The sequence below is a fragment of the Pandoraea pneumonica genome (assembly GCF_049918595.1).
Lineage (GTDB): Bacteria > Pseudomonadota > Gammaproteobacteria > Burkholderiales > Burkholderiaceae > Pandoraea > Pandoraea pneumonica_A.
Window position 1 is genome coordinate 732,877 of the sequence record NZ_JBNCRZ010000003.1, and the last position, 23,029, is coordinate 755,905.

General features: G+C 63.1%; 20 protein-coding genes. 6 read left to right on the forward strand and 14 right to left on the reverse strand.

Going from position 1 to position 23,029, the window contains the following annotated elements; genetic code table 11:
* Positions 1-20 precede the first annotated feature (20 nt).
* Positions 21-1,277: a porin gene (locus tag ACPWR9_RS15865; protein WP_426299096.1), complete on the forward strand. Its 1,257-nt coding sequence runs from the start codon at positions 21-23 to the stop codon at positions 1,275-1,277.
* 56 nt (positions 1,278-1,333) lie between these two features.
* Here ACPWR9_RS15865 and ACPWR9_RS15870 read toward each other — a convergent pair whose 3' ends face one another.
* The 6 genes from ACPWR9_RS15870 to leuC all read right to left on the reverse strand — a co-directional run bounded on the left by ACPWR9_RS15870 (position 1,334) and on the right by leuC (position 7,035).
* A complete protein-coding gene (locus ACPWR9_RS15870; protein WP_426299098.1) occupies positions 1,334-2,224 on the reverse strand; it encodes a cupin domain-containing protein in 891 nt (296 codons plus the stop codon).
* A gap of 95 nt (positions 2,225-2,319) precedes the next feature.
* A complete protein-coding gene (locus ACPWR9_RS15875; RefSeq protein ID WP_426299100.1) occupies positions 2,320-2,628 on the reverse strand; it encodes a DUF4148 domain-containing protein in 309 nt (102 codons plus the stop codon).
* A gap of 306 nt (positions 2,629-2,934) precedes the next feature.
* Positions 2,935-3,420: an Rrf2 family transcriptional regulator gene (locus tag ACPWR9_RS15880; protein WP_426299101.1), complete on the reverse strand. Its 486-nt coding sequence runs from the start codon at positions 3,418-3,420 to the stop codon at positions 2,935-2,937.
* A 109-nt stretch (positions 3,421-3,529) separates the two neighbouring features.
* Positions 3,530-4,870 (reverse strand): 2-hydroxycarboxylate transporter family protein, encoded by a 1,341-nt coding sequence (locus tag ACPWR9_RS15885; RefSeq protein ID WP_426299102.1) that lies wholly within the window; start codon positions 4,868-4,870, stop codon positions 3,530-3,532.
* 112 nt (positions 4,871-4,982) lie between these two features.
* On the reverse strand, positions 4,983-5,630 hold the full coding sequence (leuD, locus tag ACPWR9_RS15890) for a 3-isopropylmalate dehydratase small subunit (protein WP_426299103.1): 648 nt from the start codon (positions 5,628-5,630) through the stop codon (positions 4,983-4,985).
* A complete protein-coding gene (gene leuC / locus ACPWR9_RS15895; RefSeq protein WP_426299104.1) occupies positions 5,617-7,035 on the reverse strand; it encodes a 3-isopropylmalate dehydratase large subunit in 1,419 nt (472 codons plus the stop codon). Before leuC ends, leuD begins: the two co-directional genes overlap by 14 nt.
* 126 nt (positions 7,036-7,161) lie before the next feature.
* Between leuC and ACPWR9_RS15900 the strand changes: the two genes are divergently transcribed.
* Positions 7,162-8,073, forward strand: a complete 912-nt coding sequence (locus ACPWR9_RS15900) for a LysR family transcriptional regulator (RefSeq protein WP_426299105.1) — start codon at positions 7,162-7,164, stop codon at positions 8,071-8,073.
* Between the two features lie 12 nt (positions 8,074-8,085).
* Here the strand turns inward: ACPWR9_RS15900 and ACPWR9_RS15905 are convergent, their stop codons facing one another.
* The 8 genes from ACPWR9_RS15905 to ACPWR9_RS15940 all read right to left on the reverse strand — a co-directional run bounded on the left by ACPWR9_RS15905 (position 8,086) and on the right by ACPWR9_RS15940 (position 17,445).
* On the reverse strand, positions 8,086-9,729 hold the full coding sequence (locus ACPWR9_RS15905; RefSeq protein WP_426299107.1) for a sulfite reductase subunit alpha: 1,644 nt from the start codon (positions 9,727-9,729) through the stop codon (positions 8,086-8,088).
* The gene (locus ACPWR9_RS15910) at positions 9,726-10,790 is read right to left on the reverse strand and encodes an FAD:protein FMN transferase (protein WP_426299108.1); all 1,065 of its coding nucleotides are present in this window, start codon (positions 10,788-10,790) and stop codon (positions 9,726-9,728) included. Before ACPWR9_RS15910 ends, ACPWR9_RS15905 begins: the two co-directional genes overlap by 4 nt.
* A gap of 3 nt (positions 10,791-10,793) precedes the next feature.
* A complete protein-coding gene (locus ACPWR9_RS15915) occupies positions 10,794-11,615 on the reverse strand; it encodes a DUF4198 domain-containing protein (RefSeq protein WP_426299110.1) in 822 nt (273 codons plus the stop codon).
* A gap of 99 nt (positions 11,616-11,714) precedes the next feature.
* The gene (locus tag ACPWR9_RS15920) at positions 11,715-12,239 is read right to left on the reverse strand and encodes a DUF2271 domain-containing protein (RefSeq protein ID WP_426299112.1); all 525 of its coding nucleotides are present in this window, start codon (positions 12,237-12,239) and stop codon (positions 11,715-11,717) included.
* Positions 12,240-12,336: 97 nt separating this feature from the next.
* Positions 12,337-12,972, reverse strand: a complete 636-nt coding sequence (locus ACPWR9_RS15925) for a PepSY-associated TM helix domain-containing protein (RefSeq protein ID WP_426299114.1) — start codon at positions 12,970-12,972, stop codon at positions 12,337-12,339.
* Positions 12,973-13,234: 262 nt separating this feature from the next.
* Entirely contained in the window at positions 13,235-13,969 is a 735-nt protein-coding gene (locus tag ACPWR9_RS15930) for a transporter (RefSeq protein ID WP_426299115.1), read from the reverse strand.
* 32 nt (positions 13,970-14,001) lie between these two features.
* On the reverse strand, positions 14,002-16,767 hold the full coding sequence (gene mgtA / locus ACPWR9_RS15935; RefSeq protein ID WP_426299117.1) for a magnesium-translocating P-type ATPase: 2,766 nt from the start codon (positions 16,765-16,767) through the stop codon (positions 14,002-14,004).
* 315 nt (positions 16,768-17,082) lie between these two features.
* Positions 17,083-17,445 (reverse strand): hypothetical protein, encoded by a 363-nt coding sequence (locus tag ACPWR9_RS15940; protein WP_426299119.1) that lies wholly within the window; start codon positions 17,443-17,445, stop codon positions 17,083-17,085.
* Positions 17,446-18,054: 609 nt separating this feature from the next.
* Here ACPWR9_RS15940 and ACPWR9_RS15945 point away from each other — a divergent pair.
* The 4 genes from ACPWR9_RS15945 (at position 18,055) to ACPWR9_RS15960 (ending at position 23,025) form a co-directional block, all read left to right on the forward strand.
* A complete protein-coding gene (locus ACPWR9_RS15945; RefSeq protein ID WP_426299382.1) occupies positions 18,055-18,576 on the forward strand; it encodes a sigma-70 family RNA polymerase sigma factor in 522 nt (173 codons plus the stop codon).
* Positions 18,577-18,583: 7 nt separating this feature from the next.
* Positions 18,584-19,603: a FecR domain-containing protein gene (locus ACPWR9_RS15950; protein ID WP_426299121.1), complete on the forward strand. Its 1,020-nt coding sequence runs from the start codon at positions 18,584-18,586 to the stop codon at positions 19,601-19,603.
* A 175-nt stretch (positions 19,604-19,778) separates the two neighbouring features.
* A complete protein-coding gene (locus ACPWR9_RS15955) occupies positions 19,779-22,232 on the forward strand; it encodes a TonB-dependent siderophore receptor (protein ID WP_426299123.1) in 2,454 nt (817 codons plus the stop codon).
* A 46-nt stretch (positions 22,233-22,278) separates the two neighbouring features.
* A complete protein-coding gene (locus ACPWR9_RS15960) occupies positions 22,279-23,025 on the forward strand; it encodes a DUF4198 domain-containing protein (protein WP_426299124.1) in 747 nt (248 codons plus the stop codon).
* Positions 23,026-23,029 lie beyond the last annotated feature (4 nt).

The window sequence follows — 23,029 nt, forward strand, 5'->3', positions numbered from 1 at the left end:
ACACTAGGACACACGCACACATGAAGGCTTACCCTCGCACTCCCCTCGCCCGCGCGGTTGCGCTGGCCATCGGCTGCGGCATCTCGTCGCTCGCCGCGTTTGCACCGCTCGCGCAGGCGCAATCGAACATCACGCTTTATGGCATTGTCGACGGCGGCATCGGCTACGCCAGCAATGTCGCCAGCGTTAGCCGGGCCGGTGCCGCGGGACGGCCTGCCGTCATCACTGGCGCGTCGAACACTGCATTTCAAAGCGGTACGTGGCAAGGCAGCCGCTGGGGCATGCAAGGTACGGAAGACCTTGGCGGCGGCTTGAAGGCGCTATTCCGCCTCGAGAACGGCTTCAACATCGGTAACGGCACGGCGAGCCAGAACGGTGCCGAGTTTGGCCGCCATGCTTATGTAGGCTTGCAGGACCAGAAGCTCGGTACGCTCACGATCGGCCGTCAGTACGACCCGTTGATCGATCTCGTCGGCTCGGTAGGTGGCACGGCACTCCTCTCTGGCGTAGCGGCGCATCCGGGCGACGTCGACAACCTCGATCACAGCTCGCGCGTGAACAACAGTGTGAAGTACCGCTCGCCGACGTGGTCGGGCTTCACGTTCGGTGCGATGTACGGTTTCGGCGGACAGCCGGGCACGATGGGACGTCAAAACACGTGGGGTCTGGCGGGGCAGTACGCCGGTGGCCCGCTCACGTGGGGCCTCGCGTATTCACACGCTAACAACGACAAGGCCAGCGCCACCGATACCACCATCGGCAGTTGGGCAGGTTCGTCGGAATCGGCGTTCGGCTCGTCCATCAATGCCGGGTATGCGAGCGCCAAGTCGCGCGACATCATCGCCACGGCCATGACGTATCAAATCGGCAACAACACCACGCTGGGCGCGAACTATAGCCATACGGAGTACTCGCCCGGCACGTATTCGCGCTTCACGCGAACCGCCAAGTTCGACACGGTGGGTGTGCTCGCGATGTACCGTTTCACGAACGCCTTCCGTCTGGGCGGCGGCTACAGCTTTACGAACGTGAATGCACCCGCAGCGAACACCTCGGGGGCGAAGTATCACCAGTTCAATCTGGCGGCGTTCTACAACTTGTCCAAGCGCACCGAGTTGTATGCGTTGGTCGGTTATCAGAAGGCGTCGGGCGCGACGCTTGACGCATTTGGCAACGTGATCGATGCCACGGCGTCAGTGGGCGATGCAGCCAACGGCATGTCGTCGGCCACCAACAACCAGACGATCGTGCGTCTGGGTGTGAGCCACGTGTTTTAAGTAGTGGGATGAAGCAAAGGCCATTCGCGAGCGCGAATGGCCTTTGTCTTTGGCGCTTAGGCCGCCTGCGCAGGCAGCGGCGGCACCAGTGTTACGCGCGGTGGCGGCAACATGGTCACCGCGTGCATTTGGGCGCGGAGCCAATCGCGCGGGCTGGCACCGGTCTTGCGGCGGAAAGCACGGGCCAGCGCCGAGGCGCTGTCGTACCCCACCTCGTCCGCAACACGGGCAATCGGTTGTCCATCGCGAAGGCGTTTCTGTGCGAGTCCGATGCGCCAATCGAGCAGATAGTCGGCGGGCGACTGCCCGATCACTTCCCGGAATTGCGCAGCGAAATTAGCCCGCGACATATTGGCGGTATTCGCGAGCGATTCCACCGTCCATGCATCGCCGGGTTGGTGATGAATCACGTGGAGTGCGCGCGCCAGCCGCGGATCGGCCAGCCCCGCGAGCATGCCGCGGTTGACGATGCGTTGCTCCAGCACGTGGCGAAGGAGTTGAATCACGAGCAACTCGAAGAGCCGGTCCATGACGGCGAGTCGTCCGCACTGCGAGCCGAACGCTTCGGCGAATAGCCAGTTGAGCGTGAGGTCGAGCGTGGAGAGCGACTGTGTTGGCAGCACGAGGTATTCGGGCAGCGCGGCCACCAGCGGGTTATTGTGCCCGCCGTCGAACGAGAGGGAGCCGCACACGAGCTCGGTGCGATCGCCTTCACCGGAGAGGAGTTGGTGGTGATTGCGACGGGGGAAGAAGATCAGCGAAGGCTCGACAATGTCTTGTCGAGTGCCGTCTTCCAGTACGAGCGCGACTTCGCCGGTTCGTAGCAGGTGCATGTGCCCGCCGTCGTGGGAGTCGATGCCGTAGCTGGCGATGCCGCAGAGGCCGCCGCTGTGAAACACGCCGGCGCGAACGCCGAAATTCGAGATGAGCGTAGAGAGCCGATCCATGGCGCACTCATGAAGAAGACCCAGTGCGCTGATTATGGAGGATTTGGCGAAGGCTTGCTCGGCACACGGTGACGTTACCGAGCAAGCCAGACATCTCACGCCCGGTTATCGCCCAGCGAACCGGCTTGGCCGATCTGCGAGCGGACCTGAGCACGCGAGAGACCAGCAGAGTTACGTTGTTGCAGCAGCGACGGGTAGGTTTGCAGCGATTGGTCGAGTTGGCCGGAGGCACGGGCTTGACGCAATTCATCGCGGACTTGAGCGCGCGTCAGGCCGTCGGGTGAAGCTTGTGCGACCGTGACGGAATCGCCGTTGTAGGCGGTTTGGGTGCCTTCGGCGAAGGCCGAAGCGGAAACGAGCGTTGCGGAAGCAACCAGAGCAGCAGCGAAGAGACGGGTGTTCATGGTGAGACTCCTATCGATTGGCCATTTGAGCCATGTTTTTTCCAGTCGTACCTAGGAGTTGTCTCCTGACGCGGTGTGACTGGGCACGACTCAAGATTAGGGAAATCGAGGAGGAATTTCGCGGCTGCTCGTCTGCAAGATGCGACCAATCGTCTAATTCGCGCGATAGCCATTGGCCGTCCCTATTGAGGCGATAGACGGCGTCGATGGGGCATCGCAAGACGTCGCAAATTAGTCGCGAATGCTGTGCAAAACACACGGCATTACGTCACAAAAAAGTGCAGGAGGGAGAAGCCGTCGAAACGCTCAGTCAGCGCGTTTGACCTTGATATCGCGAACCGGGATGGCGGCTGCGACAACCGCGTCACCCAGCAGACGGCGCAGGGCGGCAGGCTTGTTGACCATATCCGCCAGCGTGTAGCGGTCGAGCACCGCGAAGTAGGAACGCAACGCCTCGCCAAGCACGCCACGCAAGTTACACGCCGACGTAATCACACAGGCGTTATCGCCCTGATGAAAGCACTCCACCATGGCAAAGTCCGGCTCCATGGCGCGCACGACTTCGCCAAGTCCGATACGCTCGGGCGAGCGCCCCAGCCGAATACCGCCCGCTCGCCCACGCACCGTGTGCAAAAAGCCCAGTTGCCCGAGCTTCTGCACGATCTTGACGAGGTGATTCTTGGGAATGTCGAAGGCGTCCGCCACGGCCTGCACGTGCACCAACTCGTCGGGATGAACCGCGACGTAGATGAGCGTGCGCAAACTGTAATCGGTGTAGTCGGTCAGTCGCATGCGACGGTGGGGACACTGGGAAGCGATGTTGCGAGGCAGTTTAACATGGCCTCGCAATGCATCTTATGCCTCGATTGCCCCCACACCGGCCCGCCCTACCGCGTCCGCGTCAGTGCAGAAGCTTCATCAGAATCGTCGCCACGACGATCATCGCGGCACCGCCGATACGCGTGGAAATCTGCGCGAACGGCATCAGTCCCATGCGGTTCGACGACGACAGAATGGCCACGTCCCCCGTACCACCCAGCCCGCTGTGGCAAGCCGTAATGATGGCGGCTTCCACCGGATACATTTTGAGCCACAGGCCGACAAAAAAGCCCGAGGCGATCATCGCAAGCACCGTCACCGTCACGATCACGAAATAGGCGGGGGTGAATGCCGCGACCAGCTTGTCCCACGAGACGAACAGCGTGCCCAACCCGACCAGAATCGCGAACGTCAGGTTCGTCGACATGAATTTGTACATCTGATACGCGCCGCTTTCCATCGACGCGGGAATGGCCTTGCAAACCTTGAGCACCGCCGCTGCCACGATCATCAGCACCGGCCCCGGAATACCCGTCACAGGGGCCAGCAGCGAGCCGAGGATGTACAGCGTGCAGCCCAGCAGCAAGCCCGCGCCCATCAAACGCAAATCGAGCGGCGGATCTTCCTTTTGCAGCTTGAGCAGTTCCAGATCGTTGCCCGCACGCACCAGCATGCCGTCGCCGCTGTGTTTCGGGTAACGCTCGCCAAACCGGTTGAGCACACCGCTGGCAAGAATTGCCACCACGTTGCCGATCAGCGCCGCCGGAACCAGCGTGGCGACCAGATGCGCCTGCGACTCGCCGAGAATCTCCGAATACCCGATCGACAACGGCAGCACCCCCTCCCCGATACCCCCGCCGAGAATCGGCACGACGATATAGAAGAACGTGTGTTTAGGGTCATAACCGAAGCACAGCCCGACCAGCATGCCCGCGGCTACCGCCGTGATGGTGCCGATGAACAACGGCACGAACATCTTCAGAAAGCCCTGAATCAGCACCCGGCGATTCATGCCAAGAATGCTGCCCGCCACCAGACACGCGATGTAGAGGTACTGAAGATTGGCCGTCTTCATCGTCGTGGTGATCGCTTTGAGCGAGGCGTCGTCCATGAGCTTGTAGCCCAGCAACGCCGACGGCACGAACAAGCACAAGATCGCCGAGCCGCCGATCACGCGCAGCACCGGGATACGTCGACCTAGCTCGCCCAGTGCGGCACCAGCAAGCATCAACACGGCAAAGCCGCCGATCATGTCGTTGGGCAAACGGTTGGTCATGGCGGCGAGCACTACGACCACCGCAATGGCCGCGAACATCGGCAACGGCAGGCCACCAATCGAAAACTGCGCCAGCGCAGACAAACGGCTCGTGGGCTTGTCTTGTCCGCTCGGGTTCGCGCCAAGTTGCGCGGATGGCATCTCCATGGGGTGTCTCCTTTGAGAGGATGCGTCGAATCGATGTGTTCGACGTGTTATGCCGCCGCTCTGCCGGACTTTGCCGACTTCCGAGCGGACGGGGTTTTCGTACGTGCTACGTTTATTCCGACGCCGCCGCGCGCTGTTGCGCGGGCAAATCGATCGACATCCACGGATGCTGCGCCGCATGGCGCGCCTCGAAGGCGTCGATAGTGGCGCGCTCGGCGAGCGTCATGCCGATCATGTCCAGACCTTCGACGAACATGCGCTTTTGCCGCGCAGGCATCTCGAAGCCGAAGCGCTCGCCCGTGGCCGTGAGCACGCATTGCTGCTGCACGTCGATGGTGAGCAGGCTGTGACGCGGGTCGCTCACGATCTCGTTCAGACGCACCACGTCGGCGGGCGGCAACGTCACCAGCAACAGGCGATTGTTCTGCGCGTTGAAGTAGAAAATCTCGCCGAAGCTGGGCGCAATCACGGCGTCGATACCCGCTTGCATCAGCCCCCATACCGCGTGTTCGCGGCTCGATCCGCAGCCGAAGTTCGCTCCGGCCACCAGAATGCGAGCGCTGCGGTACGCCGGCTGATTCAACACGAATTCCGGACGCGGCTCGCCTTGCGGCGTCATGCGCAGGTCGTAGAGCACGCCACGCGCCAGCCCAGCCTTATCGATGCCGAGCAAGAACTGCTTCGGCATGATCTGGTCGGTGTCGAGGTTATCGATGGGCAGCGGCGCCCCAACGCCGCTCAACAGGTCATGACTGGCCATAGCCAAACTCCTTGCGTACGTCGACGATGCGACCGGCCAGCGCTGCGGCGGCCGCCATGGCGGGGCTCATCAGATGGGTGCGTGCACCGCGCCCCTGACGGCCTTCGAAGTTGCGATTGGTGGTCGAGGCGCAACGCTGCCCGGGGGCGAGCACGTCGTCGTTCATCGCCAGACACATCGAGCAGCCAGGCTGCCGCCACTCGAAGCCCGCATCGAGCAATACCTGCGCAATGCCTTCGGCCTCTGCCTGATCGCGCACGCGCCCGGAGCCCGGCACCACCATCGCCCGCACCGTCGGGGCCACCTTGCGACCGCGCACAACCGAGGCCACTTCGCGCAAGTCTTCGATCCGCGCATTGGTGCACGAGCCGATGAAGACGTGATCGATCGCCACCCCATCGATGGCTTGACCGGCGCTCAGGCCCATATACGCGAGCGCCTTGGTGGCACTGGCGTCGGCCTGCGCATCGGCGGACAACTCGGGAATACGCTCGCCGATCGCCACTGCCTGATCGGGACTGGTGCCCCATGTCACGAACGGCGCCACATGCGTGGCATCGAAAACGTGCTCGATATCGAACGTCGCGTCGTCGTCCGAGCGCAAAGCTCGCCACGCGCCGACAGCCGCAGCCAGCGCTTGCGCATCCATGTCACGAATGCGCGACGCGACGTAATCCAGGGTGATGTCGTCCGGCGCAATGAGGGCACCGCGTGCACCGGCTTCGACGGTCATGTTGCACAAGGTCATGCGGGCTTCGGCGCTCAGCGCGCCGATCGCCTCCCCGCTGTATTCCACCACGTAGCCGCGCGCCCCCTGCGCGCCGATGCGCGCAATGATGTGCAGCACGAGATCCTTCGCGGTCGTGCCGCCCGGCAGGGTGCCGTCAACGCGGATACGCATGTCTTGCGCGACGCGATAGACAAGCGTCTGCGTCGCGAGCACATGCTCGACTTCCGACGTGCCGATGCCGAACCCCAGCGCGCCGAGCGCACCGTAAGTGGTCGTGTGACTGTCGCCGCACAGCACGACCATGCCCGGGCGAATCAGCCCGATCTCAGGTGCGACCACGTGCTCGATACCCTGCTCGCGGTCTTGCACGTCGAACAGGTGAATGCCGTGCTTTTCGCAGTTGCGGGTGAAATTCGTGGCCTGATGCGACGCCGCTTCGATGGCAATCGTGCGGCGCGACGTCGCCACCGGGTGCGTGGGAATCACATGATCGACCACGCCCATCTGCTTCTCGGGGCAGCGTACCGGCAGTTGCTTCTCGGCCAACCCGGCAAAGGCTTGCGGGCTGGTGTACTCGTTCATGATGTGCAGGTCGGCATACAGCGCCACGTGCTGCGCATCGATCGGAAAGACCGTGTGAGCGTCCACGATCTTGCGATACATCGTTTGCCCCATGGGGCCCTCCTTGCGGGTGTCTCCTGTCACGGGCCACGCCCGTCGATTCAGTCCCGCCAGTTTAATTTCACGATGTTCGATGCATAATGCAGACTTATCTAAACCATTTGTAAATTCAACTTAACAATGAACGCCATCGCCGATCTGGAGTTCTTCGTGCGGCTGGTACGGCACGGCAGCCTGTCGTCGCTGGCCCGCGACCTCGGCGTGACACCGCCCGCCGTAAGCGCACGCCTGGCGTCGCTGGAAAAACGGCTCGGTGTGCGCTTGCTCAACCGCACCACGCGGCGCATCACGATGACCGAGGAAGGCGAGCGCTATCTGCGCGCTGGCGCGTCGCTGCTCGAGGAAGTGCAGGAACTGGAGCGCATGGTGTCGAGCAGCCGCGACGTGCCACAGGGCTTGCTCAAGGTGAACGCCACGTTTGGGTTCGGGCGGCGGCACATCGTGCCGGCACTCTCGGCGTTCCGGCAGCGTTATCCCGACGTCGAGGTGCAGTTGGAACTGACCGACCGGCCGATGAATCTCGCGGAGTCGGCGTTCGACGTGGGGATTCGACTGGGCGAATTGCCCGATTCGCGTCTCGTCGCCAAGCGGCTGGCGCATAACGAACGCTTCGTCTGCGCGTCACCGGGCTATCTCGCTGGTCGCCTGCTGCCGCGCACGCCGGAGGATTTGCGCCAGCATCTGTGCATCGTGCTGCGCGAAAACGATACGGCGTATGGCACGTGGCATTTCAACAAGGGCAAACGCCAGCAGCCCGTCAAGGTGCACGGCGCGATGAGCAGTAACGATGGGGAAGCCACGTTGAAGTGGGCGCTCGACGGGCACGGTGTGCTGATGCGCTCCGCGTGGGAGGTGCAGTCGTATATCGATGCGGGCGAACTCACTCGGCTATTGCCCGACTGGCACCTGCCCCCGGCCGACGTCTATGCGGTGTATCCGGAGCGGCTCAATCTGTCGGCCAAAGTGCGTGTGTTTGTCGATTTTCTCGAAGTCTATATGCGCGAAGTCAGCCACTGGGGAAGTCACCCGTAACCGGTGCGGTGGTCAGTAGACGTCGCGGCGATAGCGGCCTGCTTCAGTTAGCGTGTCGAGCGTAGCCGCACCCGCGGCGCCCAACGCCTCGATAAGCGCGGCGTGTACGGCAGGCGCCATGCCTTGCAAGCTCCCGCACACGTAGATCGCGGCACCGGCATCGATCCATTCGCGGATATCGGATGCGGCGTTACACACCGCGTGCTGCACGTAGCGGACATCGCCTGCATCGCGCGACCATGCGAAATCCACGCGCGTTAAGACGCCATCGCCTTGCCACTGCGCGATCTCATCGGAGAAGAATGCATCGTGGCGGGCATTGCGCTCACCAAATAGCAGCCAGTTCCGGTGCGCGCCACGCGCGGCGCGCGACTTCAGATGCGCACGCAACCCTGCCAACCCCGTGCCGTTGCCGATCAAGATGAGCGGCACGTCATCCGGTGGCGCATGGAACGCCCGATTCGCACGCACACGCAGGGCGATGGACGCACCAAGCGCCGCGTGCTGGGTGAGCCAGCCTGACGCCAAGCCGAGCCGAACGCCGTCAGGCTGTGCCGCGTCGGCGTAACGCGCCTGCCGCACGAGCAAATCGAGCTGCCCATCGGCGGGCAACGACGCAATTGAATATTCCCGATGTGGCAGCGGCACCAGCGCATCGACAAGCGCTTGCGGCGTGTGCGCGACCATCGCGCGCGCGCTCGCGGACGACGGCATGCGAGACGCTAGCGCCTGCGCGAGCATCATCGTCTCGCCATCGCATTGCACTGGCGCACTGGCCGGGAAACCGGTGTCGCGCAACCACGCGCAGACAAACGCTGACGAGTGACGTGGGCCGATTTCCACGATGTCGCCTGCTTGCCAGTCGAGCGCAGCAGCGTCGTTCTCCGGTACAAGCGACAGATGAAAAGCAGGTGCGCCAGCACTTTCCGGATTGAGCAGTCTGCGCGATTGCAAACGCCACGGTGTGTACTTCGGCGGTTCCCAATCCGCAATCTGTGCGCCGCCAGCGAGTGCCGAGAGCTGGTTCTGCCAGTGACGAATGGCACCGGCATCGCCGTTGTCGACTTCGATGGTGTCGAACAGCGCCTGTGCGCCGCTGGCATCTAGCCAGTGCGTCAGCCGATGCCCGAACGCGCAGAAATCCGCGTAGCTGCGGTCGCCCAACGCCAGCACGCCGTAGCGCAGATCAGACAATGCTTGCGGGCCGTTCATGATCTTGCGCGTGAAGCCGGAAGCGCTGTCGGGCACATCGCCCTCGCCCGTCGTGCTGACGATGAACAACGCCTGACGACAAGCCGACAACATGTCAGCACGCAACGCATCGATCGATATTGCACGCACCGCCACCCCGGCGTTGCGTAACGCCGTCACCGTATTCGCAGCCAGCAGTTCAGCGAAGCCCGTTTGACTGGCGTACACGATCAGCGTCGTGCGCTCGGGAGGTGTTTCCAAGACATTGGCGTCGAATGCCGACTGACGAGCGCGCCGTCGATGCGCGCCCATCACAGCGAGACTCCCCGCGAGATAGGCCAGCAAGACGCCCCCCGCCATCAACGGTCGAGCAGGACTCGCCCACGCCAGCGCCGCCCCAGCCACCGACGTGGCACTTAGGCCAAGCGTCGACCAATGGAACGTCGAGGACTTCGCCGCGCTCATGCGCACATCGCCTCATAGGCGGGTGTCGCCGTTTCGATGAAACCCTCGGGCACACGCATGACGAAACGCGCGGCAATGTCGCGTGATGTTGCGAGTTGCATGCCCGCCTGCGGCCCCAACACCGTGAGTGCTGTCGACCACGCGTCGGCCATCATGCACTCGCGATGCACCACGCTCACTGACGCCAGCGCATGACTCGCCGGATAACCGGTGCGCGGGTCAAGCGTGTGCGCGTAGCGCTTGAGCGGTTGCGCGGCGTCCACGAAGAAACGACGGTAATCGCCTGACGTGGCGACACTGAGCCCGTGCAGTGCGACGAGATCGTGCTCGATACCGGCGGCCTGCACATCAGGTGTTTCAAGTTCGACCCACCACGGCATGCCGTCAGGCTTCACGCCCTCGCCGCGCAACTCACCGCCGATCTCGACGAGATGGTGATGAATGCCCGCGTCAGTGAGTGCCAACGACACGGCGTCGACCGCAAACCCTTTGGCGATCGCGCACAGATCGAGCGACACGCCACCGGGTTGTTGCGCGCGCTGACCGTCCTCGTCGAGTGCGACGCGCGCCCAGCCGCATCGCTCGCGCGCGGCAATCACTTCGTCAGTGCTCGGTGCCACAGTGCGACGCGGTGCCGGGCCAAAGCCCCACAGGTCGACCAGCGGCCCCGCGCTCGGGTCGTAAGCCCCGCCGCTTTCGCGTGCGACGCGAAGCGCCGTTCGCAACACGTGAAACGCGTCATCGGGCATGGCGATCCACTGCCCTGCGCTCGCACGATTAAACGCGGTGATATCCGAGTCGTCGCGCCAATTGCTCATCTGCGCATCGACGCGTGCGAGGACGGCACGAACGCGTGCGTCGAGTTCGCTAACGTCACCGTCAGCGTCGACGTCCGCCGCCTGCACGAACGCCACCGACCATGTCGTGCCCATCGTCTGCCCGGCCAGATGGCGCAGCCGACCACCCGCGTGCGGCTGCACGCCAGTGGACGTCATCTGCAACGGCACAAGCACACGAGGTGCGTGTCGTGCATCGGCGCGGGTTTCGACGAAAGTCATCATGCCTTACTGCGGCAGCACTTCCAACGTGACGGCATAGGCTGCGCGGCGTGCTTTGGCGGGCTTGATCGTGACCTTCTCGTCACGCACGTCGGCTTCGAGCCAGTACATGCCGGGCGCAGGCCACTTCACGCTGAACTTGCCGTCGGCGTCGGTCGTCACTGCCATGTCGTTGAGCTTGTCGCGGTAGCGAATGCCACCCGGCACCACTTCCACTTTTACGTTCGCCGCAGGCTTACCGTCGTGCAACAGGCGGAAGCTAGCCGTGCTGCCTTCGACCAGATCGTTCGGGTGCGTGATCGGTGCGAGTTCGAGGCCATCGCCGGTCGTAGCCAACGCCGTCGTCGTGGGCTTGCCACGCGTGACGAACGATTCGACGCGCGACAGGCCCTCAGTCACTTGCAGGTCTTGCGCGTTAGCGGGTACTTCCTTCGCAAACGCTTCCGGCGAACCGCGCCAGCGCTTCGTCTCGTTGCCCACCTTGTAGCTAGCGCTCAGCCCGCGATTCACCACTGCGATCTTGTACGTCCCGTCTTGCGTCAGATGCACGTCGAAGACGCTGCGATAGCGCCCCGTCGACGCGTTTTCCGCCTTGGCTGGCTTGCCGTCGGGAGCGGTCACGACAAGGCCGTCCAAACGCATCGGGAAGTGCTCGAAGTAGAACAAATCGTTCGAGACGGCCGCGTCCACGCTCACCCACGGATCGTTGCCCGAGAGCACGGTAGCCGACGGCAGCAGCCATTGACGGTGCGCCTGTGCGGCGAGCGGTGCCAACGCAGCGACGGCCAGTGCGGTGACGAGAGACAGCTTCTTGAGCGAGACCTTCATGATCAACTCCTGTACAGCGATTCGGAAAAGGGAATTCGAGGGGTTCGAAACTCGGACCGTCGATGCGCTTTCGACTTCGCGACTTAACGACTTAACGACTTAGGGCTTCACGCTCAGCGACACCGCGCCGAGTTCGTGATCGCCCTTGGCTTGCGCGGTCTTCGCGTCGGCGGGCGGCCACGTGAAGGGCACGCGAATCAGTTCGCGACCACCCACTTCACGCGCGGCTTCGACCACGAGTTGGTACTCACCTGCGGCGAGCTTGCCCAGCGGGGCCTTGCCGTCGACGAAAGTCAGCGAGTGCTCACCGGGGGCCCGTGTGGCGCCCGAGACGCCGTCGGCGGGCATCGTCATGTCGCGCCCTGCTTTGCGCCACCACTGGCGCATATCCTTGAGCCACTTCGTGCCCTCGGCGTTCTTGAGCTTGCCGTCGTACCAGACCGACAGCGTGGTCACGGGCGACTGGTCCGCCTTTTCGATCCACATCGCGACGTACGGACGGTGATACTCCGCCACGTTCAGACGCGGAATTTCGACCTTGACGGTCATCTCGGCGGCCGCTGCGTTGCCCGCGAATGGTGCTGCCACCAGACCGGTCAACGTAACGGAGAGCATTCGACGCATGGCTATCCCCTATCTAACAAACTTCGGGTTGATTTCAGATTGAAGTACTAAGCGAACATGAACCGATCGCGCCATCTCAGGCCGCGATCCGGCGCTTTCAATGAATGAACAGAATGACGAGCAACAACGGCACGACCAGACCCAGCCCCACCAGCGGCCATGTCGCCATACGATTGCCCGCATGCAACTTGAGCAGGAACAATCCCGTCACGCTGAAGACGAGGCACGCAAACGCAAACACGTCGATAAACCAGCTCCACGCGTTGCCGGTATTGCGCCCCTTGTGCAGATCGTTCAGATACGACACCCACCCGCGCGTGGTCAGTTCGTACTGCGCCTCGCCGCTTTGCAGATCCACGCTCACCCACGCATCGCCGCCGGGACGCGGCAGCGCAACGTAGATCTCGTCGGCCGACCACTCGGCCTCACGCCCTTGTGCGTCGATGGCGAGCGACGTGTGCAGCCAATCGGCTAGCACCGCAGGTACCGGACTTTTGTCTTTGTGGGGCGTCTCGCCAAGCTGTGTCAGCAGTGCATCGGGCATCTGCGCTGTGCGCTTGACGACTTGCGGGTGCGCTTCGATCTGCCCCGCGTGATTGAGCGTGAAACCTGTGATCGCGAACAGCATCATGCCGAGCAGACAGATCGCCGAACTGATCCAGTGCCACTGGTGCAGGTGTTTGAGCCAGAACGCACGCCGCTGCCGGTCGGCACCGAGCCGGAGTCCGTTCATTGCGGAATTCGGAAAAACAAAGCGGGCACGGGCATCGAAGTCGTCGCAGTGTCTTGGCGCGCAATGAAGTTCGCGCCGCACTATCTCAGGGAAACTGAAAAACGCAATGATAATCGTTTGCATTTAACAAGACAATCGTCTTGATGGGAATACGACCATAGGAAAAGCCCGGGGATGACGGGTCGGTGAAGACCTGCCCTCCCCGGGCCGGTGATATGCCGCAGCGTTGGTGATGGCTGCGGTTAAGTCATGAGCTACCGATTTACCAGCGCACGGTCACCCCGGCCAGCCACGAGTAGTCATAGGTTTGCGGGTTAAGGCCGCGGCGATAGCCGACGTCCAGATCGAGCCACGGCTTCGGGCTATAGATGGCCCCGACGATCATGAACGCCGGGCTCGTCGGCTGCGCGAAATCCGGGTTTTGCGAGGTGCCGATGTCGAGCAGCAAACGGGTCGTCGGCAGCACGCGGTATAGCACGGCCCCCGACACCTTCCAGACCGCCTCGCGAGCGCCCTGCCGGTTCGGTTGATACACCGCGCCGCCGTTCACCAGAAGCGTCCAGTCGTCGATGTCGTACTGCGCGAGCAGCGTCGCCCCTGCATTCACCCGCCCCGTGCCAAGTCCACGCGAGTCGTTGCCAGTGGGCAACGTGATGTACGGCTTAAGACCGATGCTGAACGCCCCGTCGTCGTACAGACGCCACTTCGCCCCGAGTTCGAGATCGGCCACACCGGTCGCTGCGGTATCGGAGCGCTGCTGCACATGCGTGTACGGCACGTTGGCGTAGAGATCCAGCGCTTCGCCGAAGCCGCGTGTGAGCGTGCTGTTCCAGAGGAACTGGCGGCCCGTATCGGGTTGCTTCGCGGTGGCTTCGCCGTTGGTTTCGAATTGCCAGTTGCCGTCGCCTTGCGTGCCCGTGTCGTCGGTCACGAGCGGATGTGCGGCAAAGGCGCTGAGGGGACAAGCCAAAGCCAGCGAGATGAGTTGCTTCTTCATAAGTCGTTCGCTCTTAATCTGTAAAACTGGCTTTAGAACCAGCGGCCGAAGCGGCGGATGTAGATCGTCTTCACCGTCTGTGCGAGGGCGATGTAGCCCAGCATGGTCGCCGCGAGCCAGTAGAAGTACGAGCCCGGCAGGCTGACGAAGCCCAGCGTCTCAGCAAACGGCGAGTACGGCAGCCAGCAGGCGATCGCGATCGCTACAGTCGTCGAGAGCATGATCGGCAGCGCCGGCGTGCTTTGCAGGAACGGAATCTTCTGCGTGCGCAGCAGGTGCACGACGAGCGTTTGCGAGACGAGCCCTTCGATGAACCAACCCGAGTTCATGATCACTTGCCCGCCATTGCCACCATGCAGGTGATACAGCGCGCCCGCACCGAAGACGGTCCACATCAGGGCGTACGTCGTGATATCGAACACGGACGAAGTCGGTCCGATCCACAGCATGAAGCGGCGGATATTGCCCGCATCCCACTTACGCGGCTTCTTGAGGAACTCGGGGTCCATGCGGTCCCACGGCAGGAACATCTGCGAGATGTCGTACACGAGGTTCTGCACCAGCAGTTGCATCGCGAGCATCGGCTCCCACGGCAGGAACGCGCTTGCCACCAGCACCGAGAACACGTTGCCGAAGTTGGAGCTGGCCGTCATGTTCAGGTACTTGAGGATGTTGCCGAACGTCTCGCGGCCCTTGATCACACCCGCTTCAAGCACCATCAGGCTCTTTTCGAGCAGGATGATGTCGGCCGTCTCTTTCGCGATATCGGCACCCGTATCGACCGAAATCCCAACGTCGGCGTCACGCAAGGCCGGGGCGTCGTTGATACCGTCGCCGAGGAAACCCACCGTGTGACCGTTTGCCTGCAACGCCTTCACCACGCGCGCCTTGTGCAGTGGGGCCAGCTTGGCGAACACCGTCGTGTGCTCGACGACTTCGCGCAGCTTGTCGTCGTTCATCGACTCGATATCGGCCCCCAGCAACGGCGTGCCCGGCTCCAGCCTCACCTGACGGCAGACCTTCATCGTGACGATCGGGTTGTCACCCGTGAGCACCTTCACACCGACGCCATGCTCACGCAGCGCGGCAATGGCGGGCGCGGCAGAGTCTTTAGGCGGATCGAGGAACGTGAGGAAACCGCAGACCGTGAGGCCCGCTTCGTCGGACGTCTTGTATTGGGTTTTGGTCTCCCCTGCCGGGATATCGCGCGTGGCCACGACCAGCACGCGGAAGCCGTCTTCGTTATAGGCCTCGGCGCGGGCGAGCAACATGGCGCGAGCCGTGTCGTCGAGCACACGCACGCCCTGCGCAGTCTTCACATGCGTGGACACCGCCAGCATTTCTTCGACGGCGCCCTTCGTCACCATCAGATGCTCGCCACGCTCGTTGGCCACCACCACAGACAAGCGGCGGCGCACGAAGTCGAACGGCAGTTCATCGATCTTGGCAAAGGTGCGCGGCTGCACCGATTCCCCGATCTCGTTAGCGCGGCGGATGATCGCCACGTCGATCAGATTGCGCTGGCCGCTCTGGTGATAGCTGTTGAGCCACCCCAGACGCAACACGTCTTCCTGCTCGTCGCCCACCACGTCGAGATGCTGCTCGAGAATGATGCGGTCTTGCGTGAGCGTGCCGGTCTTGTCGGTACACAGCACGTCCATGGCACCGAAGTTCTGCACCGAGTTCAGACGTTTGACCACCACCTTGCGGCGTGCCATCGCCAGCGCACCGCGCGCGAGGTTGGCGCTCACGATCATCGGCAGCATTTCGGGCGTGAGACCGACCGCGACCGCCAGCGCAAACGTCAACGCGCTCATCCAGTCGCCCTTGGTCAGGCCGTTGATCATGAAGACGATGGGCACCATCACCAGCATGAAGCGGATGAGCAACCAGCTCACGCTATTTACACCGCGATCGAAGCTGGTCTCCACACGCTTGTGACTGACCACGTTCTTGGCGAGTGCGCCGAAGTACGTGTCGCCGCCCGTCGCCACGACCACGCCGATGGCCGTGCCGCTCACGACGTTAGTCCCCATGAAGCAGACGTTCGACAGATCCAGCAGGCTGGCGCCCGATTGCTGCGCGGGCTTGGCCGGTGCCGGTTCCACCGACTTTTGTGCCACGGCACCGAGCGTGTCGTACTTCTCTACCGGCAGGGCCTCACCGGTGAGCACGGCCTGACTGATAAACAGATCGCGCGATTCGATGAGTCGCAGATCGGCGGGAATCATGTCGCCCGCCTGCAACGTCACGATGTCGCCAACGACGAGTTCGCGCATGGCGACTTCGTGACGCTCCGGCTTGCCCGACGACACCACGCGGCGGCGAACGCTCGCCGTGGTGCGCACCATCGCCTTGAGCTTTTCAGCCGCACGCAGCGAACGAAACTCGGTGAAGAAGCGCAGCAAGCCGCTGATCGACACCATCGTGAGCAGGATGATGATGCTCTTGAAATCCCGGTCGTCCGGATCGGCGAAATACACGTCGGTGAAGAAGCTGATCGTGGCGAGCACGAGCAGCACCATCACGAACGGATTGTTGAAAGCCCGCAAGAGCTGCACCGTCCAATGCGGTGGCTTGTCGTGCGCGATCTCGTTGGGGCCGTAGCGCGTGTGGCGCTGACCAACTTCGGCGAGCGTCAGGCCGCGCAGGTCGGTGCCGAGGGTGTGAAGCACGTCGTGCAGCGGCTCGGTGGCGAGCTTGGCGACGGCGTCGGGGCCGGTGATGGCGCGCTCGGTGGTTGTCGGATGATCGACAAAGCCACGCTGTTTCTGGCGCGAGCGAAGGTTCTTGTTCATGACGATTTCCTGGGCGCGGCTTACGCTGGCATAGCGGCCGGCCAAGGTCGTCAGGCGCTACCGGAAGTCTCTCGACTCCCGAAAAAAGCGCGAGCGCACCCCGCCGCGCCGCGCTGCGCGCGGTCGGTGAATGATGGGTTCTGCTGAGGTAAGGCTGGGATCGCCCGCCGGAAACCCGCCCGCATCGCGCGCGGCCCCGACGGGCACTATTCGACTACTTCCGTCTTCCATATCGGACTCCTTATGATTCACGGTTCATCGGTATCGACGACACACGGCCGTCAGCGATGAACCTTATGCGATGGCAATAAACGCTTACGCGGCAGCTACGGCGCTCACCGCACCGGTTCCCGCCCGGCGGTCGGGGCGGTTGGCATCGTCAGACCAGAACACACGACGCACACTGTGTTCGCCCGACAGGCGCATGACCAATGCCGTGAGCGACGCACGCGAGGCTTGCGAGCAATCGAGCGTGACGGTGGCCGAGGCCACGTCGCGATCGCTCCAGCGCGTGATGCTCACGTGCGTGGCGCGCAGGCCAAGTGCTGTCAGATCGGTGAACATCTGCTTACGAAGCGTATTGAGGGCTTCGGCCAGGCAGACGATGGTCAGACGCGACACCGGCGTGGTGCGCGTGGGTTGGCTTTGAAAAGCCTGAAATGTTTGAAAAGCACGCATGGCTTCCTCGCATGACTGCGAACGCCAGTGCCGCAAGCGGCATGGCGAGTCGGCACGCGTGTGCGCGTCTACCGGCAATGCGAACGCAAGGCACGGCACGACAGCGCCCATCACGGGCACGACGGTGGAAATTTCTGCGGGAATGGCGCCGGAGTGATGATGCTCACGAGAACGTGGAAAGCATCGATGGCGCGTTAGACACCGCATCCTGCTTGAGGACGCGGCACAGGGAATGGCTGTGGATCCTCAGGCAATCAATCGATCAAAGATCGACTACAACTGGCATCAGAATTCACGGACAAACCCCTTGGATGAAAGACAGGGCGGATAGTAGCCGAGCCCCAAATGCACCGTCAAGCACTAATTTGTGCGTACCCCATCGCACTCCGAACTTCCCGCACAAGGCCGTGCGGCGGCCTTCCCCGCCATTTCGACAACCCTCGCTTTCCGCAAACACGCAGGGGTTATTCATTGACGAGAATTTTCCCATCTGTTATTAATAATGATTATCATTAACATTCCTTGAGCATTCGTTTCAGCTGCTGCATGACCTGCCAGTGTTCGCGCTGGTCCAGCGTGTCGTGAGTGGATCGAACATCAGGCTGGATCATGCAAACGCCGGGCACCCTCCTCCCATCCACTGTCGAGTTGCTATACAGCCACCATCACTCGTGGCTCAAGGGTTGGTTGCATCGGCGGTTAGGCAGTGCCGAACAAGCGGCCGATATTGCGCACGACACCTTCGTGCGGCTGCTCGGCAGCGAGCGCGTGCCGGCGTCGTTCGACGAACCCCGCGCGTATCTCACAACCGTTGCGCAGAACCTCGTCTCCAATCATTGGCGAAGAGAGAAACTCGAGCGCGCCTATCTCGAAGCGCTCGCACAAGCCCCGCGCGAAGTGGAATGGTCGCCCGAGACGCGGGCCATGCTGCTCGAAACCCTGATCGAACTGGATCGTCTGCTCGACGGCCTGCCCACCATCGTGCGGCAGGCTTTTTTGCGCTCGCAGCTCGACGGACAAACCCATGCGCAAGTGGCCGACGCGCTGGGCATTTCGATCCCCACGGTCAAGCGCTATCTCGCGAAGGCATTGCAGCGATGCTACTTCGCCGATCTCTCCTTTCTCGGATGATCGCCGCATGAGCGCGATGTCGTCCGCGTGGTACGAAGCCACTCGCAACGCTGCGACAGTACCCGCGCACGTTGCCGAGCGTGCCGTCGAATGGCTGATCGAATTGCAGAACGACGCGGTATCGCCGGAGGTGATCGCCGCGTGGCAGCAATGGCGTGATGCACACCCCGATCACGAACGCGCATGGAAGCGTATCGAATCGGTACGAGGCAAGCTGCAACCCCTCGCCTCGCCGGTCGAGGCGAGCATCGCGCAGGCCGCCTTGACGCCACCCGCCTCAACCGCGCGGCGACGCACCGTCAAGACACTCGCCGTCCTGCTCTTTGCGGGCGGCGGCACGTGGGGTGCCCTGCACGCCGTGCCGTGGCAGCGATGGACGGCAGACTACCGCACCAACATCGGCGAACGTCGCACGCTCGTGTTAGCCGACGGCACGCAACTGGTGATGAACACCGGCAGCGCGCTCGATATTGCATTTAACGACCATGAGCGGCGCGTCCGACTGATTGCCGGCGAAGTCCTCATCACCACCGCCGCCGATGTGCAGCAACCCGCCCGCCCGTTCCTTGTCGAGACCGCACAAGGGACGGCGCGCGCATTGGGCACCCGCTACACGGTTCGAGAATGGGATGGCGGCACGCACGTGAGCGTTTATCAAGGCGCGGTGGAAATCCGGCCAAACCGCGCGCCTTCGCGCTCACGGGTCCTGCGCGCAGGGCTGCATGCGAGCTACACCGCCGACACCATTTCGACGCCCATCGACGTACCAAGCGCCGAAGCCACATGGGCGGAAGGATTCATCGTCGCGCGCAGCATGCGTCTGGGCGACTTCGTGGCAGAACTGGCCCGTTATAGCGACAAGTCGCTCACCTGCGATCCGCGCGTGGCCGACCTGCGCGTCTCGGGCTCGTTTCCGCTCGACGACGTCGGCAAAGTGCTCGACACCCTCGGCACGACGCTGGCCGTGCGCACCGATTCGGTCACCCGCTTCTGGGGCGCCCGTGAAATCCGGCTCGTGCCCGCGTAACCCGATGACCTGCGATCACGCACATCGACGCCCGCTCGCAACATGCCGCAGCACGCTTGGGGCCAGCCGCAGCCGTCATTCGCAAAATATTTTGACCAAAGGTGATCCGTTTCGACGTTTCGCGGGTCATGGAGGACGAGCACCAACACTCTTCTTCCACACGAAAGGTCAGATCATGGGTCACGTTCGGGGACGGCAACACCAGCCGAGCCAACCACATTGGGTACTTCGACGCACACGGTTGGCGTGTGCATTAGGGCAAATCGCACTGGGGACGGCCATCGCTTCCCCCGCACTCGTCGCCTCGTTCGCAGCGCATGCGCAGTCCGCACCGGCACAAGCCGCCCGTGCCTACGACATTCCCGCTGGCACGCTCGAAGACGCCCTGAGCCGCTTCGGCCGCGACGCCGGCATCATGCTGTCGTTCAAACCTGAAGTCACCGCCGGGCGCCACAGCAGCGGCCTGAAGGGCACGTACACGCCGCGTAACGGCCTCGAAGCGTTGGTGGCAGGCACCGGGGTGGAAGTCGTCCCGCAATCGAATGGCAGCTTTCTGATCGCGCCCGCCACGCAGACCGGCGCGCTAGACGGCGCCGCCCTGCTGCCCACGACACATGTCACGGCGACCTACGACAACGGCTTGCAACCGGCCTATGCGGGCGGTCAGATCGCACGCGGCGGGAGTCTCGGCATCCTCGGTTCGTCCGATGCCATGGACGTGCCCTTCAGCACGATGAACTACACCGAGCAGATGGTGCGCGACCAGCAGGCGCGCACGCTCGCCGATGTGGTCATCAACGAATCGTCGGTGCGCATGCTCACGTCGAGCGGCGGCTTCGGCGAAGATTTCCAGATTCGCGGCTACACCGTCTCAAGCAGCGACGTGGGCCTGAACGGCCTGTACGGCATGGCGTCGGCGAGCCGTGTGCCTGCGGCCATCGTCGAGCGTGTCGAAGTGCTCAAGGGCCCGGGCACGCTGATGAACGGCATTGGCCCGAGCGGCAGCATCGGCGGCGCGATCAACGTTGTGACCAAGCGCGCGGGTACCGAACCGCTCACGCGTCTGACGACGACCTTCCAAAGCAAAGCGCAGTTGGGCGTCGAGGCCGATGTCGGCCGTCGCTTCGGCGAGCAGCAGGAATGGGGCATTCGCGTCAATGGCGTGTACCGCAATGGCAAGACGACGCTCGACGATGGGAAGCAGAACGTCGGTTTCGGCTCGGTCGGCCTCGATTACACCGGGCAGCGTCTGCGCTGGTCACTCGACGCCTACACGCAGCACGAAGGCACCGACAACTTCCGCCCGCAGACCGGCTTTCAGGCGTCGGTCACGAAGATTCCCGACGCGCCGTCCGGCTATCGCAACTTCTATCCGGGCAGCGAGTTGCATCTGCACGATTCGGCCGTCACCACGCGACTCGAATACGACGTGCTGCGCAATGTCACCGTGTGGGGCGCCGTCGGCTACCACTACGCCACCGCCTACCAGACGTTCCCGATCGGCGGTGCCGATTCGCAGGGCAACTTCAACGTGATGAACTCGTACTACGATTCATACACGCGCTCGCGCACGGCCGACGTGGGGGCGCGCGCCAACTTCAAGACGTTCGGCATCGGTCACACGGTGACCGTGCAGGCCAGCCGTCTCGAACAGGACTCGGGCAACGCGTACGTCCCGGGCACCACTTCGGTCCCGTCGAACATCTACAACCCCGTGCCGCTGCCGCCCGTCGGCGCCGCACGCACCGAGCCGAAAAAGGCGTCGGAGTCGGTGCTTACGAGTTTCGCGCTCACCGATACGTTGTCGTTCCTGAACGAACGCGTGCTGCTCACCGGTGGACTGCGTCATCAACGTGTGGCGCTCGACAACTTCAACACCACGAGCGGCGCGCTCTCGTCAAGCTACGACCAGAGCGCCATCTCGCCGCTGGCGGGCATCGTGGTCAAGCCGCTGCAAAACGTCTCCGTCTACGCGAACTTCACCTCGGGCCTCTCGCGCGGCGGCGTCGCACCGGTCGGCACGGTCAACGCCGGACAAGTGTTCCCGCCGTTCAAGTCGAAGCAGTACGAAGCGGGCGTGAAAGCCGATTGGGGCACCGTGACGACGATGATCTCGGTGTTTCAGGTTGAGCGTCCGAACGCGATCACCGATCCGACGACACGCCTCTACAGCTTCGACGGCGAACAGCGCAACCGCGGCATCGAACTGTCGGCATATGGCGAAGTTGTCAAAGGCCTGCGCCTGATGGCCAGCGCGACGTTCTACGACGCGAAGCTCACGAAGACCGCAGGCGGCACGAACGACGGCAACGACGCCAACGGCGTGCCCAAGCGCGCGTTCAATTTCGGCGTCGACTGGGACACGCCGTGGGTGCAAGGTCTCTCGCTCTCGGGCCGCATCATCAACACGTCGCGCATGTACTTCAACGCGGCCAACACGCTGGAACTGCCCGCCTGGACGCGCTACGACATCGGCGCGCGCTATCGCACCCGCATCGCTGGCAAGTCGGTCGTGTTCCGCGCCAACGTCGAGAACCTGTTCAATTCCAATTACTGGCTCATGAGCGGCACGTACGCCACCGTGGCTGCACCGCGCACAGTGCTGTTGTCTGCACAGATCGACTTCTGAGGCGCATGTCCGTCATGCATCACCTCGTTTTTATAGGGAAACCGTAATGAGAAAGACTGTTCCGCACGCTATTGCTTCGCTCGCCTTCGGTGCTCTCGCCGCGCTTTCCGGTGCCGCGCAAGCGCATCAAATCTGGATCGAACAGCCCGCCGGTCAGAACGCCGTGATCCGTTTCGGCGAGTTCGGCGAAAACCTGCGCGAAGCGTCGCCGGGTCTGCTCGATAAGTTCGTCGCACCGAGCGCGACGCTCACGTCGGCCAGCGGCACGAAAACCGTCGATGCCACGAAGTCGGCCAACGGCTTCACGCTGCCATTCAAGGCCACCGCAGGTGAAGCGCTAGTCGCCGAAGACGCGCAGTACCCGCTCTTCACTTTCAAGCGCGACGGACAGGAAGTCACCAACTGGTACCGCCCTTCGGCGCGCCTTGCGACCGACTTCGCCGCGCAGAAACCGCAGCTCGCGCTCGACCTGGTGCCCGCTGGCAAGCACGGCGAGTTCCAGTTGTTCTTCCAAGGCAAGCCGCTGGCAAAGGCCAAGGTGTCGCTGGTCACGCAATCGGGCTGGGCCAAGGAAGCCCATACCGACGCACAAGGACACGTGACGTTCGATATGCCGTGGAAAGGCGTGTATGTGGCCGAAGTCAGCCACACCGACAAGACGCCGGGTGAGCGCACGGGTGCCAAGGGTGCCGAACGCTATCAAGGCGTGAGCTACGTCACCACCACTACGTTCGTGCAAGCCGACGGTGTCGAGCCGATCCCGGCAGGCCCGGCAGCCACGCCCAACAAGTAAGCAA